The sequence below is a fragment of the Aquamicrobium defluvii genome, assembly GCF_004363725.1.
GTDB lineage: Bacteria > Pseudomonadota > Alphaproteobacteria > Rhizobiales > Rhizobiaceae > Mesorhizobium > Mesorhizobium defluvii.
The window spans coordinates 27,372-44,246 of record NZ_SNZF01000006.1 but is presented as its reverse complement, the minus strand read 5'-3'; the positions used below and the strand labels follow the sequence as shown (position 1 = coordinate 44,246).

Below are 16,875 nucleotides of genomic sequence, written 5' to 3'. Positions count from 1 at the left end.
GTCTCCTCCTTCAGGCGACGTTCTTGAGACGGGGCTTCGCACCCTCGGAAAGCCGCGGTTCCATGAAGTGCGCATACCATTCCATGAACTGGATCACGCCGCCCTCGTGCAACTCCGAATAGGGGCCGGGCTCGTAGGCGGGCGAGCGGATGCCGAAGGCATTCTCTTCCACGATGCGGCGGTCCTGATCGTTGGTCTCCGTCCACACATGGATGAGTTCCTGCAAGTCGTAATCCACGCCTTCGACCGCATCCTTGTTGACCAGCCATTTGGTGGTCACCGCGGTCTCCTCCGGTCCGAGCGGGATGACGCGGAAGGTCACAGCATGGTCGATCAGCACATGGTTCCATGTCGCCGGGTAGTGATAGAGCATCAGCGTGCCGATGCGGTCGGCATTGACCCGGTCGGAGAGGTTGCGCTTCACCGAGGGCTTGCCGGTCATGGTGTAGCTCACCGCATCGCGCAGCAGTGGCGCGCGGGTGGCGCGGAACTGGCCCGCCCCGTCGATGCGGAAGCGCGCCGGCAAGCCCGCCGCTTCGCATTTTTGCCAATGCGCCACCATTTCGGGGTCGCTCTCGGCGCCGCTGATTCCAGTGACATTGGGCGCTTCCGGGAAGGTCTTGCACAGTTCCGGATGGTTGCCGGCGCAGTGGTAGCATTCGCGGTTGTTCTCCCAGACCAGCTTCCAGTTGCCCTTCTCGATGATGGTCGATTCATAGGCGACCTTCGCCTCGGAAAGCTTGTGCGGCGCGAAATAGGGCTCCATCAGCGTGCGGAACGGCTGGAAATCGGCCGGCTCGTCGGCCAGGCAGATGAAGACGTAGCCGGCCACGCTTTCGCAGGCGACGGGCTTCAGCGAATGGGCGGAGGGATCGAAATCGTCGGCCATCTGGCGGGCGAAAAGGAGCTTGCCGTCGAGGTCGTAGGTCCACTGGTGATAGGGGCAGACGAGCCGCGCCGAGGTGCCCTTGGCCGTCGTGCATACGCGGCTGCCGCGATGGCGGCAGGAATTGTGGAATGCCCTGATTTTTCCTTCACGGTCGCGCACCACCACGACCGGATAGGTGCCGATCTGCACCGTGAAGAAGCTTCCCGGCTTGGCCACTTCGCAATCGTGGCCGACGAACAGCCAGTCGCGATACCAGATCAGCTCCATGTCGAGCCTGAAGAAATCGGGATCGGTGTAGAAGGGCTGCTCCAGCGACCAGCCTTGCCTGCGGGAGCGGATCAGCGAGAGCATTTCGTTACGGGCGTCCATGTCCTGTCCTCGTTAAAGGACTGAACTTGGTGGTGATTTGGGGAAGGAACGGCAACCGCCCGACGCCGGAACGGGGTCGCGCGCCATTCGCTCCTTGACCGCCCACCGCGATCAGTCGAGACCAACGTGCCCAAGGCTGGTTTCCGGGCTCCGGAGCCGTCCCTTTAGGGGACCGCCTCGACACCTTCCCGGGGCTGTTTCCCCAGTGGCTCACCGTCGAGGTTTGCGCTCCGCTACCGTTGCGGGGGCAGCGCCGGGGTTCCTCCTGTCGAGGGCACCGGCTTCCCAATTCTCCCTTCCGCGATGCGGTCGGGCACCTTAAGCATTTCGATCTGAACACCATTCGCGGTGGTGAGGAGCATGAGGAAACGACATCGCCCCGGCGCAAAGACGACAGGCGATGTCCTTCTTCCGTTTATCGTTCCGTCGTCAGTCCCAGGCCAGCGCGCCGCCGTTCTGGTATTCGATGACGCGGGTCTCGAAGAAGTTCTTCTCCTTCTTCAGGTCCATGGCCTCGCTCATCCAGGGGAACGGATTTTCGGCCTCGGCGAACACCGGCGCAAGGCCGAGCTGGGCGCAGCGCCGGTTGGCGATGAAGTGCATGTACTGCTCGCACAGCGCTGCATTGAGGCCGAGGAAGCCGCGCGGCATCGTATCGCGGCCGTAGGCTGCTTCCAGTTCGGCGGCGTAGAGGATCATGCCGCGCACCTCGTCCTGGAACGCCTTCGTCCACAGGTGCGGGTTTTCCAGCTTGATCTGGTTGATGACGTCGATGCCGAAGTTCAGGTGGATGGATTCGTCGCGCAGGATGTACTGGTACTGCTCGGCGATGCCGACCATCTTGTTGCGGCGGCCGAGCGACAGGATCTGCGCAAAGCCGGTGTAGAACCACATGCCCTCGAAGATGACGTAGAAGGCGACGAGATCGCGCAGGAACGACTGGTCGGCTTCCGGTGTGCCGGTCTTGAAGTCGGGATTGTCGAGGTTCTGGGTGTGCTTCAGCGCCCATGCCGCCTTGTCGGTGATCGACGGCACCTCGCGGTACATGTTGAACAGCTCGCCCTCGTCGAGCGCGAGGCTTTCCACGATGTACTGGAAGGTGTGGGTGTGGATCGCCTCCTCGAATGCCTGGCGCAGCAGGTACTGGCGGCATTCGGGGTTGGTGAGGTGGCGGTAGATGGCCAGCACGATGTTGTTGGCGACCAGCGATTCGGAGGCGGCGAAGAAGCCGAGATTGCGCTTGAGCATGCGCCGCTCGTCCTCGGTCAGCCCGTCCTTCGACTTCCACAGCGCGATGTCGGCCTGCATGGAAACCTCGGTCGGCATCCAGTGGTTGTTGCAGCCGGCGAGATACTTTTCCCACGCCCAGCGGTATTTCAGCGGCAGGAGCTGGTTCACGTCGGCGCGCGCATTGATCATGCGCTTTTCATCGACGGTCACGCGCGCCGCGCCACGCTCGATTTCGCCAAGGCCGGTGGCGTCGCCGGCAGGTGCATCCTTGCCCGGAAGCGGGATGGAAGGGGTGTTTTTGGGTTCGGACCAGTCGAGCATCTCATTCTCCGGTTAGGCTTGGCGCACCCCATCCCTGACGCTTCAGGCATCGGCCGGAGGCCGGTCGGGATCGCATGAATGGTGATGGCGCAGGATGGGGCGATGTCTCCGCATCCCGGCCTGTCAGCTTTGCCCTGCCCGGCGGGGAGGGCGGGAGCCTGCTTACTGGCAGGCTTCGCAGTCGGGGTCGTCGATGGCGCAGGCATTGCCCCATGCCGCACTTGGGTCGACCACGATCGGCGTGGCAGCTTCCGCTGCCGACACGCTTGCCGGCGAAACGGCGTTGAGCTTGCCGTCGGTGCCCTTCAGCGTCGACTTCTCGACATGGGTGGCCGAGCGAGAGCGCAGGTAGTAGGTCGTCTTCAGGCCCTTTCGCCAAGCCAGCCGGTAGAGCTCGTCGAGCTTCCTGCCCGACGGATTGGCGATGTAGAGGTTGAGCGACTGAGCCTGGTCGATCCACTTCTGCCGCCGCGACGCCGCCTCGATCAGCCATGCCGTGTCGATCTCGAAGGCCGTCGCATAGAGCGCCTTCAGATCATCCGGCACGCGGTCGATCTGGCCCACCGATCCGTCGAAATATTTCAGGTCGGAGACCATCACCTCGTCCCACAGGCCACGGGCCTTGAGGTCGTGGACGAGTTGCGCGTTCACCACGGTGAAGTCGCCCGACATGTTCGATTTGACGAACAGGTTCTGGTAGGCGGGCTCGATCGACTGCGCCACGCCGCAGATGTTGGAGATCGTCGCCGTCGGCGCAATCGCCATGGTGTTGGAGTTGCGCATACCGGTTTCCTTCACCCGCTCGCGCAGGCTCGCCCAGTCAAGGGTGGACGTGGAATCCATGTCCACGCCGGGGCGCGCTTCCTCCAGAAGCCCGATGGAGTCGATCGGCAGGATGCCCTTCGACCACAGCGAGCCCTCGAAACTCGGATAGCGGCCGCGCTCGGCGGCGAGATCCACCGAGGCGGAGATGGCGTGGTAGCTGATCGCTTCCATCGAGCGGTCGGCGAACTCGACGGCACCTTCCGAAGCGTAGGGGATGCGCATGGCCTGAAGCGCGTCCTGGAAGCCCATCAGACCAAGGCCGACCGGGCGGTGGCGCAGGTTCGAGGCACGCGCTTCCGGGATGGTGTAGAAGTTGATGTCGATGACATTGTCGAGCATGCGCATCGCCGTGCCCACCGTCCTTGCCAGCCGGTCGAGGTCGAGGCCCTTTTCCGATACGTGATTGGCAAGGTTGACGGAGCCGAGATTGCAGACGGCCACCTCGTCCTTCGACGTGTTGAGCGTGATCTCCGTGCACAGGTTGGAGGAGTGCACCACGCCGACATGGCCCTGCGGCGAACGGATGTTGCACGGGTCCTTGAACGTCACCCACGGATGCCCGGTCTCGAACAGCATGGTCAGCATCTTGCGCCACAGGTCGAGCGCGCGGATCTTGCGCCAGACCCGCAACTCGCCGGCCGCGGCTTTGGCCTCATAGGCTTCGTAGGCGGTGCGGAAGGCCGTGCCGTAGAGATCGTGCAGGTCCGGAACCTCGTCGGGCGAGAACAATGTCCACTCGCCATCGGCCTCGACCCGTTCCATGAACAGGTCCGGCACCCAGTTGGCGGTGTTCATGTCGTGGGTGCGGCGGCGGTCGTCGCCGGTGTTCTTGCGCAGGTCGAGGAATTCCTCGATGTCGACGTGCCACGTTTCCAGATAGGCGCAGACCGCACCCTTGCGCTTGCCGCCCTGGTTGACGGCAATCGCCGTGTCGTTGGCCACTTTCAGGAACGGCACGACGCCCTGGCTCTCCCCATTGGTGCCCTTGATGTGGGCGCCGAGGCCGCGCACCGGGGTCCAGTCATTGCCGAGGCCGCCCGAATACTTGGCCAGCAGCGCATTGTCCTTGACACCCTTGAAGATGGCGTCGAGATCGTCGCCGATGGTGGTGAGGAAGCAGGACGAAAGCTGCGGCCTCAGCGTGCCCGAATTGAACAGGGTCGGCGTCGAGCACATGAAGTCGAAGGACGACAACAGGTTGTAGAACTCGATGGCGCGCCCCTCGCGGTCGATCTCGCGGGCGGCGAGACCCATGGCGACGCGCATGAAGAATGCCTGCGGCAGCTCGAAGCGCTTGCCTCTGGTATGCAGGAAATAGCGGTCGTAAAGTGTCTGAAGACCGAGATACTGGAAGTTCAGGTCGCGCTCGGCCTTCAGTGCCGCGCCGATGCGCTTGAGGTCGAAACGCCCGAGTTCGGGGTCGATCAGCTCGGCCTCTATGCCGGTGCGGATGAATTCCGGGAAATAGCTGGCATAGCGCCCGGCCATGTCGGCCTGCGTCGCCTGCTCGGGGCTGCCGGTGACGAAGCTCAGCGCTTCGCGGCGCAGCCGGTCGAGCAGCAGGCGGGCGGAAACGAAGCTGTAGTTCGGTTCGGTCTCGACCAGCGTGCGCGACGCGAGGATCGGCGCCAGCGACAGCTCGTCCTCGGTGATGCCGTCATAGAGGTTGCGCAGCGCTTCGGTCAGGATCGGCTGAGTGGAGACAGCCTCCAGCCCTTCGCAGGCTTCCTCGATGATGCGGCGGAAGCGGGCCTCGTCCAGCGGGGCCTTTTCGCCATTGGCGCGCGTCACATGGAGCGAAGGTGCCGCCGTCTCGGCAACGGCAGCCTTGGCCGCTGCGCGCTCGCGGGCGCGTTCCTCGCGATACAGCACATAGGCGCGGGCGACCTTGTGGTGTTCCGAGCGCATCAGCGCCAGTTCCACCTGATCCTGCACGTCCTCGATGTGGAAGGTGCGGCCCTCGCCGATGCGGCGCATGAGGTTCGACACGACCTGTTCGGTCAGGTCCTTGACCACGTCGTGCACGCGGCGCGAGCCGGCCGCCACCGAACCCTCGACAGCCAGAAACGCCTTGGTCAGCGCGACGGTGATCTTGGTCGGGTCGAAGGGCGTGACCGACCCGTTGCGGCGAATGATGCGGTATCCCGGCTCGGTCGGGGTGGGGGCATCGGTTTCAATGGAAGGCGGAACCTTGTCGGTTCCGTTCGTCTGGAGTGCAGTGGTCGCCGGCATCTTGTCCCCGTGGCGCTGTGGACGGGGGAACGGATGGCAACGCATGCCGGAAGGCGCGGTTCATGCCACGCTGGCAGGCGCACCTCTGGGACACCCCGCCCGAGTTTCGTGCAACGTCACGGCAGGTCTCCTGGCTCACGGATCGTCGTCGCTGTCGGGCCTTCCCGGTGCTTTTGGCACCAGTGACACGAAAGAGACAGCAACTCACCGTTTACAGTTGCGGGGGCAGCGCCGGAATTCCCCGAAAGGGCACCGGCTTCCCTCTTAGCCTTTCCGAACCGCAAGGGATCTGAAAGGAACCATGACAACTACATTTAGTATCAGGGTGCTTTTTGCTGTCAACATCTAGCGTGAAATTTATCGGCGCCGGAAGATTTTATCCACGCTATCCAAAGGCTGCCCGTGCATGACCCTTGCGTGTGTAATATCGGACGGCATTCGTCGCCACCGTCTTCCTGAAGCATTTCGGTGCCGGGTGGAACACCCGGCAAAAGATAAACATGGGTATAAGTCCGCCGTGGCGGCGGCGGGTTTCCGATCCGCCGCCGCCACGGAATCAGACCGCTTCCAGATAGGTCTCGAACTCGAAATTGTTGACCCTCAGCGCAAAGGTTTCCAGTTCCTGCCTTTTGCACGCGACGAGCCAGCCGCGCAGCGCATCGGGGAATATCTCCGCCACGAGGTTGCCGCTTTCGAAACTGGCGATGGCCGAGGCCCAGTCCGGCGGCAGCTTGGGCAGGTCGCGTTCATAGACATCGGTCGTTGCCGGCTCGCCGGGATTCAGCTTCTTCTCGATGCCGATGAGCGCTGCCCCCAGGATCGCCGCCAGCACAAGATAGGGGTTGGCGTCGGCTCCGGCCACGCGATGCTCGATGCGGCGCGCCGAAGCGGGTCCGCCCGGAATGCGGATGGCCACCATGCGGTTTTCGTAACCCCAGGCGACGGCGGTCGGTGCGTGGGAGTTGGGGCGCAGGCGGCGGAACGAGTTGAAGTGCGGTGCGAACACCAGCGTGCTTTCGGCCATCGCGGCAAGCTGGCCGCCCACGGCGTGGCGCAATATGTCGGAACCGCGCGCCGTGCCGTCGTCGAAGACGTTGTTGCCGTCCTTGTCGATCAGGCTGAAGTGGACATGCAGCCCGCTGCCCGAGCGCTTGCCGTAGGGCTTGGCCATGAACGAGGCGATGAAGCCGTGCTTGCGTGCAATGCCCTTCACCGTGCGCTTGAACAGGATGGCGTCGTCGGCGGCGCGCAGCGCATCGTCGACATGGTTGAGGTTGATCTCGAACTGGCCGACGCCGTTTTCGGCGATCGCCGAATCGACGGGAATGTCCTGTGCCCGGCAGGCCGCGTACACATCGTGCAGAAAGCCCTCGAAATCGTCGATCTCGTCGATGGACAGCGCCGCGTCGGAATCGAGACGTCGCCCGGTGACGGGCGAGACGGGGCCGCGCGGGCGTTCAGGCTTCGGATCGACCAGATAGAACTCCAGTTCGGTGGCGACCACGGGCGTCAGGTCCAGCGCCTTGTAGCGGTCGAGGATACGGGCGAGCACCTGGCGCGGATCGCCGAGGAAGGGCGCGCCGCTCTCGTCGGTGAGCCAGAGCGGGATGAGGGCGGTGGGGTGCGCGGTCCATTCCATCGGCAGGATGCCGCGTCCTGTCCACTGGCAGATGCCGTCGGCGTCGCCGGTGGAGAACACCAGCTTGTTGCCGACGATGTCCTCGCCCCATACATCGACGCCACACACCGAAAACGGCATGCGCAGCTTGCCTTCCAGTGCCTTGACTGCCTGATCGACGGGAATGCGCTTGCCCCGCATGATGCCGTTCAGGTCGCAGACCGCGGCCCTCAGACTCTGGACGTCCGGCCGACTCTCGAGCCAGTCCAGCACTTCCCTGATCGCTTCACTCAATTGATACCTCCGGGCTGATTGAACATAGGGGTGAGGGACGCGGCGGGCCCGCCAGAGCAATTCCAGCAAAAGTGCGAAGCGGTTTTGCGTTCGGAATTGTGTAAAAACAAAAGGTTAGAGCGTTTCTGCGATTCGAGGAAAAGCGGAAATGCTCCAGGAACCGCACGCATGCGAGCCGCGCCCCGGCGCGGCAATCCATGATAATGTCAGGAGGGCGGGAGAGGCGGCGCTGCCTGCGCGCATTGTGTCGGGTCAGCGGTCGTCGGGACCGGAATGTCCTGTTCCCCGGAATTTCTGAACTTGCCCCCATTGAAGCCTGCGGAAGGCTCCCGAGAGCAAGCAAAAACCATGCGTCCCCCCGGCGCCATCCCTGCGGTTCGTGCGGACCGAACCGTCCTGAGAAGACACCATATCGGGAGGATGCCGACTTGCCAAGCCGCGCCCGGCCGGCCGGGAGTCAGCCCTTCTTGCGCGCCCGGTTCGCGAAGGGATTGTCCGAGGTGCGCAATGCGACCCGGATCGGCACGCCGGGCATGTCGAAGGCTTCGCGAAGATTGTTGACCAGATAGCGCACATAGGATTGCGGCATGGCTTCCGGCCGCGAGCAGGAGACGACGAAGCCCGGCGGGCGGGTCTTGGCCTGCGTCACATATTTGACCTTCAGCCGGCGCCCGGCCACGGCCGGTGGCGGATGGTGGGCGAGGATGCCTTCCAGCCAGCGGTTCAGCCTGCCGGTGGAAACGCGGCTGTTCCAGACCTTGTGGGTACGCACCACGGCATCCATCAGCTTGTCGAGGCCACGGCCGGTTTCTGCCGAGACTGGAACCGCCTGTATGCCGCGCACCTGCGGCAGAAGCCGCTCGGTCTTCTCGCGCAGTTCCGCCAGAAGCTGCTGGGGGTTGTCGATCAGGTCCCATTTGTTGAAAGCGATGACCGGCGCGCGACCCTCGCGGATGATGAGGTCGGCGATCTGCAAATCCTGCTTCTCGAAGGGGATGGTTGCGTCGAGCACGATGATGACGATTTCGGCGAAGCGGATGGCGCGCAGCCCGTCGGCCACCGAAAGCTTCTCCAGCTTCTCCTGCACCTTCGACTTGCGCCGCATGCCGGCGGTGTCGAACAGCTTCATCTGCCGTCCGCGCCATTCCCAGTCGACGGAAATGGAATCGCGGGTGATGCCGGCTTCCGGCCCTGTCAGCAAACGTTCCTCGCCGATCAGCGCGTTGATGAGCGTGGACTTGCCGGCATTGGGACGGCCGACCACGGCGATGCGCAGCGGCTTGGTCTCGTCATAGGCCGGCGCTTCGGCTTCGGGATCGGCGATGTCCTCGCCGATCAGCACTTCGCTGGCGGCAAGCGTTTCATCTTCTTCCTCATCCTTGCCAAGCGTGCGCTCTTCGCCAAGCGCCTCGACCACGGCGTCGCGCAGGTCCGGCATGCCGACCCCATGCTCGGCCGAGACCGGCACCGGCTCTCCGAGCCCCAGTTCCCACGCTTCCAGCAAACCGCCCTGCGCACCGCGCGCTTCGGCCTTGTTGGCGACCAGCACCACCGGCTTGCCGGAGCGGCGCACGATGTCGGCGAAGGTGCGGTCGTCGGGCATCAGCCCGGCCTTGGCATCGACCACGAAGAAGATGACGTCGGCCTCGTCGATGGCGATCTCGGTCTGCGCGCGCATGCGGCCGGGCAGGGTGGCTGCGGGCGCAGCCTCGAAACCGGCCGTGTCGATCACCTCGAAGGCGAGGTCGTAGAGCTTTGCCGCATGGACGCGGCGGTCGCGGGTCACGCCCGGCGTGTCGTCGACAAGCGCCAGCTTACGTCCCGCCAGCCGGTTGAAGAGCGTGGATTTGCCGACGTTAGGCCGGCCTATGATGGCGGCTTTGAAGGTCATGCATCACGACGCGTGGCCCGAACCGCGGATCAGTTCGGACATGAGAGTGGCGCGCTGGCGAATATTCTGCGGGGACTGCTGATCTTCCACGATCTGGTCGAACAGCTTCAGCGCGTCGGCGGCCTTGCCTTCCTTCCAGGCGGCAAGCCCCAGCGCCTCGCGGGCGGAATGGCGCAGCGCATTGCCATCCACGGCCAGCGCCTCGACGCGGGTGGAAACATCGGCGTAGGAGCCGCTGTCGACCAGAAGCAGGGCGGCGCGCAGCTTCGCCATGTCGCGCAGGCCCTGCGGAATGGCGCTGTCGGCGGCGACGGCATCGAGTTCGGTGACGGCGGCCGCCACATCGCCGCTGTCGGCCTTGAAGGTGGCGGCGCGCAGGCGCGCGAGAACCGGATAGGCACCGTAGCCGTCCTTCTGGAGTTGGGCGAGCGCCGCCAGCGCTTCCTCCTCCTTGCCCTCGTTGGCGAGGGTCAGTGCCTGCGAGAAGGCGTCACCCGAACGATTGGCACGGCTTTCGTCCCAATGGCGATAGCCGACAAAGGCGGATGTCCCCAGCACGACGAGAACGGCGATGCCGATCATCAGCGGGCCGAAACGGTCCCAGACGGCCTTGGCCTGCTCCTTGCGGATCTCTTCGTTGACTTCCCGGATAAAGCTGTCGTCGGCCATTCACTCAAAACCGTTTCTGTGCCGCATGGCGGTCGTTTGCCTGCGTTTTAGCTGAATTTCGCCGGCATGGAAGGGGCGCAGCCGAAATTCACCCCGGCTGCGGCGCCTTGCCATGGGCAAGTCGGGGCAAACGGCCGGGAAACCTGCTCACGCCCGCTCCTCGACACCTCCGGCCTCGATGTATTCCTGGTCCAGCTTGGGCAGCTCGTCGCCCGACAGTGTGGCCTCGAAAGCATGCAGGCGCTTGTAGACCGACAACAGTTCCACGATGGTCGACCATGAGTTGACGAGGAACTGGAAGGAACTGGTCACCTGCGAGAAGGCGTAGCTGATCTGGTTCATCAGGCCGAGCGTCAGTCTCTGCGCCGCGATCGACGGCACCATGATCAGCAGGGAGAACATGTTGTTGGCTTGCAGGTAGGTGTAGCGCACGACGTTGAAATAGACGTAGTGGAAATAGAGCCTGAAATAGTTACGGCGCACATTGGAGAACAATTCGGCAAGGGTGGCGGGCTGGGCGCGGTCCTCATGGTCCTCGCCATAGACCAGTTCCTTGCGGTAGGCGGCCTCCACGCGCTGGTTGCGGAACTGGAGGCCAGGCAGCCTGATGCCGGCCACGGCCAGGGCAATGGTTCCGAAAAGCGACCATGCGATGGCTGCCAGAACCAGCGGTTGCGCGACCTCGCCGACGATGGGCAGCTCGCCGATGTGCCGGGAGAGATTGATGAGCACCGGCGTGAAGGCGATCAGCGTCATGATCGAATCGACGAAGGCGACGCCCAGGCTCTCCATGATCTGGCTGAAGCGCATCGTGTCTTCCTGAACGCGCTGCGAGGCTCCTTCTATATGGCGCAGCCTCTCCCAGTGGCTGACATAGTAGTCGTTCATCGCGGTGCGCCAGCGGAATATCCAGTGGCTGACGAAGAACGCGTTCAGCACCGCCACGTTCATGCCCACCAAAGCGAGCCCCGCGAAACTGCCGACCTCGCGGTAAAGCTGTTCCGGCGTGGCGGTCTCGCTCTTGGAAAGGACGGCCTGAATGAGATCGTAGAAGGGCCCGTACCAGGCATTGACCGCCACCGAGACCTGCACCTGGAAATAGACGACGAACAGGATGAGGGCGGAGCCGAGGATCGACCAGCGCAGCCATGGATTGGGCGAATACCAGCGCCAGAAGCCATAGAAGAGCAGCACGCCGAAAAGGAAATAGATGTAGAACCAGATGAAGGGCGGCGACCAGAAGATCGAAACGCCGATGATCGGCGGCGCATCCGGCGCGGCCGGCGGCAGTCCGATCAGGGCTCCGAGCTGCGCCCCGCCGAGAAACCATGCAGCAACAAGCACGGCGCTCCACAGCACCACCGACATGAAGAACAGCTTCGGCTTGGGAAAGAAGGATACGAACAAGGGCGGTTCCTTATTGGCGCGCAACGGCGCTATGGCCGGGTGGCGGCCATAAGGTCACATTTCGTCTTGACCGAGCAAGATCAAAATCATGGCGATTTTGGCGCAGCCCACCAGGCTGTGGCGGCCGCCAGCACCAGCACGCCGGCGGCCAGCAGCGAAGCGGAGACATAATTTCCGGACCATTCCACGAGGATGCCGGCAACGAGCGGCCCGATAATCTGGCCAAGCCCGAACGATGCGGTCATGATGGCGAAGACGCGGCGCGTGGCCAGCGGTGCAAACTGGCGGCCCGCCTGTATGCCGAGGGCCGTCTGTACCATGAATGTGGCGCCGAGCAGCACGCCGCCGATGATCGGCCCCGGCCGCCCGGAAATCATGACGCTTGCGGCGACGCCGACGGCTTCGACAAGGCAGGACAATGCATAGGCGGTGTAGATGTTGCTGCGGTCGGCCAGTTTCTGCCACAGGAACAGGGACGGCACCGCCGCCGCGCCCGTCACCAGCCATACCAGCGCTTCGAACACCCGCGTCTCCCCGTTCTGGCGCACGATGGCGACAAGAAAGGTTGCGGTGATCACGTAGCCGAAACCGAAGAGCCCGTAGGAGAAGATGATCTTGTAGAGCCCCGGATCGCGCGGCAGGCGCGGTTCCCGGCCCGAGTTGGCGCCGTTGACGGGTCCTTCGTCGGCAAGAACCGCGACGAGACATAGTCCGGCAAGGGAAAGCACCCCCGACCAGTACCAGCCGGCGGTCCAGTGTGCATGCACGGTGGCCAGAACCATCATCAGCAGGGACGACACCGCAATGCCGAGGCCGGTGCCGCCGAAATGCAGGGCCTGCAGGTCGTTGCGGCGTGCGAGCGCGAGGTGGCTGAAGACGATGCTGGTCATGAACACCATCGTCATGGCGCTGGCCACGCCCGCGAGGAAACGGATGACAAGGAAGGGAATGAGCCCTGTGAAAAGCCCCATTGCCGCTGCCAGCGCTGCGCTGGCGGCAAGGCTGGCCAGCCCAACCTGCCGCTCGCGTCCGTGCGCCCAGCCCCCGGCTCCCACCAGCGCGCCGACGAGGTAACCCAGATAGTTTGCCGAAGCGATCAGCCCCGCATCCGACGCCGACATGCCGAGCCCTTCCATCATGCCGGGCAGGATCGGCGTATAGACGAACCGCCCGATGCCCATGGCAACGGCAAGGGCAGCCATGCCGGAAAAGGCAAAGCGCAGGGGGGCAAGACGCAAAGGCGGATCGGGTACGACGTTCATGGTTCGCACCATATGTATGCGCGCTGCCGATACAATCCGGCTTTCATTGGGCCAGAGCAGCAGTGGCGAGGCTTCTGTGCATAAAGCTGGAAAGGCGTCCCCGGCGGGTCTATCTAGAAGCCTTGGCGCGCTTGAAGCGCGGCGCGGTCTTTCAGATTCGCTCCTTACGCTTTAAGTACTTTTTGTTGCGCATGTCGCCCGAAACCGGTTCCCACTTTCGGGCGACATGCCCCAATCTTCAGGGTTCAAGGACAATGACAGCACACGCTCCCTCGATTGCATCCGCCGGCGAATTTTCCGGCGTCATCGACCCGGTGAAGCTCGACCGGCTGGCCGAGGTTGCGATCAGGGTTGGCCTCCAGCTCCAGCCGGGGCAGGATCTGGTGCTGACCTCCTCCATCGCCGCCCTGCCGCTGACGCGCAGGATCGTCGAGCAGGCCTACAAGGCCGGCGCGGGTCTGGTGACGCCGATCTTCTCCGATGACGAGATCACGCTCGCCCGTTTCCGCTATGGCTCGGACGCCAGCTTCGACCGTGCCGCCGGCTGGCTGCATGAGGGCATGGCCAGGGCCTATTCGCAGAATGCGGCGCGCCTTGCCGTGCGCGGCGACAACCCGTCCCTGCTGTCGGGGCAGGACCCGGCGAAAGTGGCGCGTGCCAACAAGGCCAATTCCACCGCCTACCAGCCCGCTCTCGAGAAGATCACCGGCTTCGACATCAACTGGACCATCCTGGCCTATCCGGAAGTGGAATGGGCGCGGCAGGTCTTCCCGGGCGAAACCGACGAGGTCGCTGTCAGGAAGCTTGCCGACGCCATCTTCGCGGCCAGCCGTGTGGACAATGACGATCCGGTGGGCGCATGGCGTGAGCACAATGCAGCCCTTGCAAAGCGCACGGAATGGCTGAACGGCCACCGCTTCCACTCACTCCATTTCAAGGGGCCGGGCACCGATCTGACGCTTGGCCTTGCCGATGGGCATGAATGGATGGGCGGGGCGTCCACCGCGAAGAACGGCGTCACCTGCAATCCCAATATCCCGACCGAGGAAGTGTTCACCACGCCGCACCGCCTGCGCGTTTCCGGTCATGTCTCCTCGACCAAGCCCCTATCCTATCAGGGCACGCTGATCGACGAGATTTCGGTGCGCTTCGAGGATGGGCGCATTGTCGAGGCGACAGCCTCGAAGGGCGCGGATGTGCTGAACAAGGTGCTCGATACGGACGAAGGCGCGCGCCGGCTGGGCGAGGTGGCGCTGGTGCCGCATTCCTCGCCGATCTCGAAGAGCGGCATTCTTTTCTATAATACGCTGTTCGACGAAAACGCTTCCTGCCACATCGCGCTCGGCCAGTGCTACTCGAAGTGCTTTGTCGGCGGCGACAAGCTCACTCCTGAGGAAATAGCGGCGCGCGGCGGCAACAAGAGCCTCATCCACATCGACTGGATGATCGGTTCCGACAAGGTCGACATCGACGGCATCCGCGAGGATGGCAGCACTGTGCCGGTGATGCGCGCCGGCGAGTGGGCCTGAGCCATGGCTGCGCTGGCCGTCAAGCGCGTCTATGAGCCCGTTGCGGAAAGCGACGGGCAGCGCGTTCTGGTCGACCGGCTGTGGCCACGGGGTCTGAGCAAGGAGAAGGCGCATCTCGACCTGTGGCTGAAGGACATCGCGCCCAGCGACGAACTGCGCCACTGGTTCGGCCATGATCCCGCGCTTTGGGATGAGTTCCAGAAGCGCTACCGGGCAGAACTGGAAGGCAGAGGGGAGGCGCTTGCCGCGTTGCGTGCCTTGACGGCCAAAGGCAAGGTTACGCTGCTGTTTGCCGCCCATGACGAAGAGCACAACAATGCCGTCGCACTGGCGGCCTATCTCAGGGAAGCCTGATATTTCCCCTCCGAGGTTCCGGAATGCTTGCCGGAACCTCGCCTGCAAATGCTGCCGGGTGTTGCCGGCCTACGCCTTTGCGACCTCCGCTGCGTAAATATCGGGCTTGAAGCCGACCAGAACCTTCCCGCCCATGTCCAGCACCGGGCGCTTGATCATCGTCGGGTGGGCAAGCAACAGCTCTTTGACCTTGTCCTCGCCAAGATCCTGTTTTTCGGCCTCGGAAAGGCTGCGAAACGTCGTGCTGGCCTTGTTGAGCAGCACCGGCCAGCCGACCTTGCCGATCCAGCCTTCCAGCGTGCCCCTGTCCAGACCGTCGGCGCGGAAATCGTGGAAGCCATAGGCAATGCCGTGGCCTTCCAGCCAGTTCCGTGCCTTCCTGATCGTGTCGCAATTGGGGATGCCGTACATGGTGATCGTCAATTGACTTTCCTCACACTGAAATGATTGCGCGGACTGAAGCCGATTCGCCCGCACTTGTCAGGCCGGATTTGCGACGGGAAATCCTCTCCCGTTAACCGCCCATCAAGGTTAATGCATCATTTTCATCTCCAGTGGGTTCCGTAGCGTTCTGGAGAGTTTTCGTGCATCGACGTGTGTTGACGCGGCCGCTGGCCGCCGCCGGTGGCAGGCAGCGTTCTTTCCTTGCGCCTCTGGTCGTCGGGCTTGGCATATGGGTCGGTTCCCCTACCGTCACCGCCTTTCAGGATATGACAAGCCTCGTTTCGGGGCTCGACGCCAATGCGCGATGGAACGCCTATATCGAGAAGTCCGTCGTCGGCTCGACACAGGCTGCCGAAATGCCGTTCCAGGCATCCGCCGCTTCGGCCGGGACCGTAGCCTCGTTCTCCGGTTCGGGCGTGGCGCTGCCGGGCGTTGGCAAGGTGGCCTTCCGCTCCAAAAGCGGCATCATCGACGAAACGCCGGACGAGGATCGCGTCGTGAGGCAGGGCAAGAGCGGCCGGCTGGTCAACATTGCGCCCGTTGCCCCGCCGAAGAACTTCAGCGCCGGTTCGATTTTCCAGCGCACATCCTCGCTGTTGCGCCCGGGACTCGACGGCGGCATGAAGATGGCCTTCGCCAAGCCGAAGATCAAAGGCAAGGAAGTGCAGATCGCGTCGGCCTTCCACCTGCGCGAGGAGCCGAAGCCGGCCAGGGGCGTTTCGAGCATGCTGGCAAGCCTCGTCACCAACGACAAGCCCGACATTCTGGCCACCGCCTATGCGCCGGCCGAAGTGGATTATGCCAAATCCTCTCCGTTCAAGGCGCTGTTGCAGGAAGAGGAGCCCGGCGGCGGCCGCTTCATTCCGCCGATGAGCAAGGGCGACCATGCCTGGATGCGCAATCCGCTCCCTGCATCGGTATTCTCCAAGGCGGAACAGAAATGTCTCGCCAACGCCATCTATTTCGAGGCGCGCAGCGAATCCCTGCGTGGACAGGCCGCGGTCGCACAGGTCGTGCTCAACAGGGTGCGCAACCCGAGCTACCCGGCATCGATCTGCGGCGTTGTCTATCAGAACGACCACTGGCTCAACCGCTGCCAGTTCTCCTTCGCCTGCGATGGCCGCAAGAAGCGCGTGACAGAGCCGCGTCACTACAAGGTTGCGGAAGAAATCGCCCTTGCCGTGACGGCCGGCAAGATCTTCCTGCCGGAGGTCGGATCGGCAACCCATTACTACGCCAGCTACGTCAATCCGGGCTGGGCGCGCAGCATGAAGAAGATGACCAGGATCGGTCTCCACATCTTCTATCGCACCTATGGCGGTGGCTGGAGCTGAGGCGCTTCCCGCCGGCGGTAGGAGGGGGAGATTCTCTCTCCCATATCGCCCCCTGTTGATGGGCAGTATGTCGCATCTCCGTAAGTAATTGATTTTACAGGTTGAATACTTTGCTTTTGAAAACCCCTGCGTGGCTTGACGGGCGGGAGGGCTGTAACTATGTTGCGCGCCAACTGGATGCAGACCGACGGCGGACTTGACGTTGGG

Annotated in this window: 12 protein-coding genes and 2 riboswitches; of the genes, 3 read left to right on the top strand and 9 right to left on the bottom strand. The window is 63.5% G+C overall.

Features of this window, described 5'->3' with window-relative positions; genetic code table 11:
- Positions 1-10 precede the first annotated feature (10 nt).
- From DES43_RS06280 to DES43_RS06240, 8 genes are all read right to left on the bottom strand, one after another.
- Positions 11-1,258 carry an aromatic ring-hydroxylating oxygenase subunit alpha gene (locus DES43_RS06280; RefSeq protein ID WP_035024721.1) on the bottom strand — a complete coding sequence of 416 codons (1,248 nt, stop codon included), beginning with the start codon at positions 1,256-1,258 and terminating at the stop codon, positions 11-13.
- 117 nt (positions 1,259-1,375) lie between these two features.
- Positions 1,376-1,594: riboswitch (cobalamin riboswitch) on the bottom strand.
- A gap of 93 nt (positions 1,595-1,687) precedes the next feature.
- The gene (locus DES43_RS06275) at positions 1,688-2,809 is read right to left on the bottom strand and encodes a ribonucleotide-diphosphate reductase subunit beta (RefSeq protein WP_084496420.1); all 1,122 of its coding nucleotides are present in this window, start codon (positions 2,807-2,809) and stop codon (positions 1,688-1,690) included.
- A gap of 162 nt (positions 2,810-2,971) precedes the next feature.
- A complete protein-coding gene (locus DES43_RS06270; protein WP_035024714.1) occupies positions 2,972-5,866 on the bottom strand; it encodes a ribonucleoside-diphosphate reductase subunit alpha in 2,895 nt (964 codons plus the stop codon).
- Positions 5,867-5,969: 103 nt separating this feature from the next.
- Positions 5,970-6,185, bottom strand: a riboswitch (cobalamin riboswitch).
- A gap of 237 nt (positions 6,186-6,422) precedes the next feature.
- Entirely contained in the window at positions 6,423-7,778 is a 1,356-nt protein-coding gene (locus DES43_RS06265; RefSeq protein WP_035024713.1) for a glutamine synthetase family protein, read from the bottom strand.
- Between the two features lie 457 nt (positions 7,779-8,235).
- On the bottom strand, positions 8,236-9,669 hold the full coding sequence (gene der / locus DES43_RS06255) for a ribosome biogenesis GTPase Der (protein WP_035024710.1): 1,434 nt from the start codon (positions 9,667-9,669) through the stop codon (positions 8,236-8,238).
- 3 nt (positions 9,670-9,672) lie between these two features.
- Entirely contained in the window at positions 9,673-10,338 is a 666-nt protein-coding gene (locus tag DES43_RS06250) for a tetratricopeptide repeat protein (RefSeq protein ID WP_035024708.1), read from the bottom strand.
- A 147-nt stretch (positions 10,339-10,485) separates the two neighbouring features.
- Entirely contained in the window at positions 10,486-11,745 is a 1,260-nt protein-coding gene (gene sbmA, locus DES43_RS06245; protein WP_035024705.1) for a peptide antibiotic transporter SbmA, read from the bottom strand.
- Between the two features lie 86 nt (positions 11,746-11,831).
- Complete coding sequence (locus DES43_RS06240) at positions 11,832-13,007, bottom strand: YbfB/YjiJ family MFS transporter (protein ID WP_245264659.1); 1,176 nt, start codon at positions 13,005-13,007, stop codon at positions 11,832-11,834.
- A 254-nt stretch (positions 13,008-13,261) separates the two neighbouring features.
- Between DES43_RS06240 and DES43_RS06235 the strand changes: the two genes are divergently transcribed.
- Positions 13,262-14,536: an aminopeptidase gene (locus DES43_RS06235; RefSeq protein WP_035024703.1), complete on the top strand. Its 1,275-nt coding sequence runs from the start codon at positions 13,262-13,264 to the stop codon at positions 14,534-14,536.
- A gap of 3 nt (positions 14,537-14,539) precedes the next feature.
- Entirely contained in the window at positions 14,540-14,890 is a 351-nt protein-coding gene (locus tag DES43_RS06230) for a DUF488 domain-containing protein (RefSeq protein ID WP_035024701.1), read from the top strand.
- Between the two features lie 69 nt (positions 14,891-14,959).
- On the opposite strand, the gene DES43_RS06225 is transcribed toward DES43_RS06230, so the two are convergent.
- On the bottom strand, positions 14,960-15,313 hold the full coding sequence (locus tag DES43_RS06225; RefSeq protein ID WP_035024698.1) for an ArsC family reductase: 354 nt from the start codon (positions 15,311-15,313) through the stop codon (positions 14,960-14,962).
- A 161-nt stretch (positions 15,314-15,474) separates the two neighbouring features.
- Here DES43_RS06225 and DES43_RS06220 point away from each other — a divergent pair, with 161 nt between their 5' ends.
- Positions 15,475-16,668, top strand: coding sequence for a cell wall hydrolase (locus DES43_RS06220; protein ID WP_035024697.1), 1,194 nt, complete (start codon positions 15,475-15,477; stop codon positions 16,666-16,668).
- Positions 16,669-16,875 lie beyond the last annotated feature (207 nt).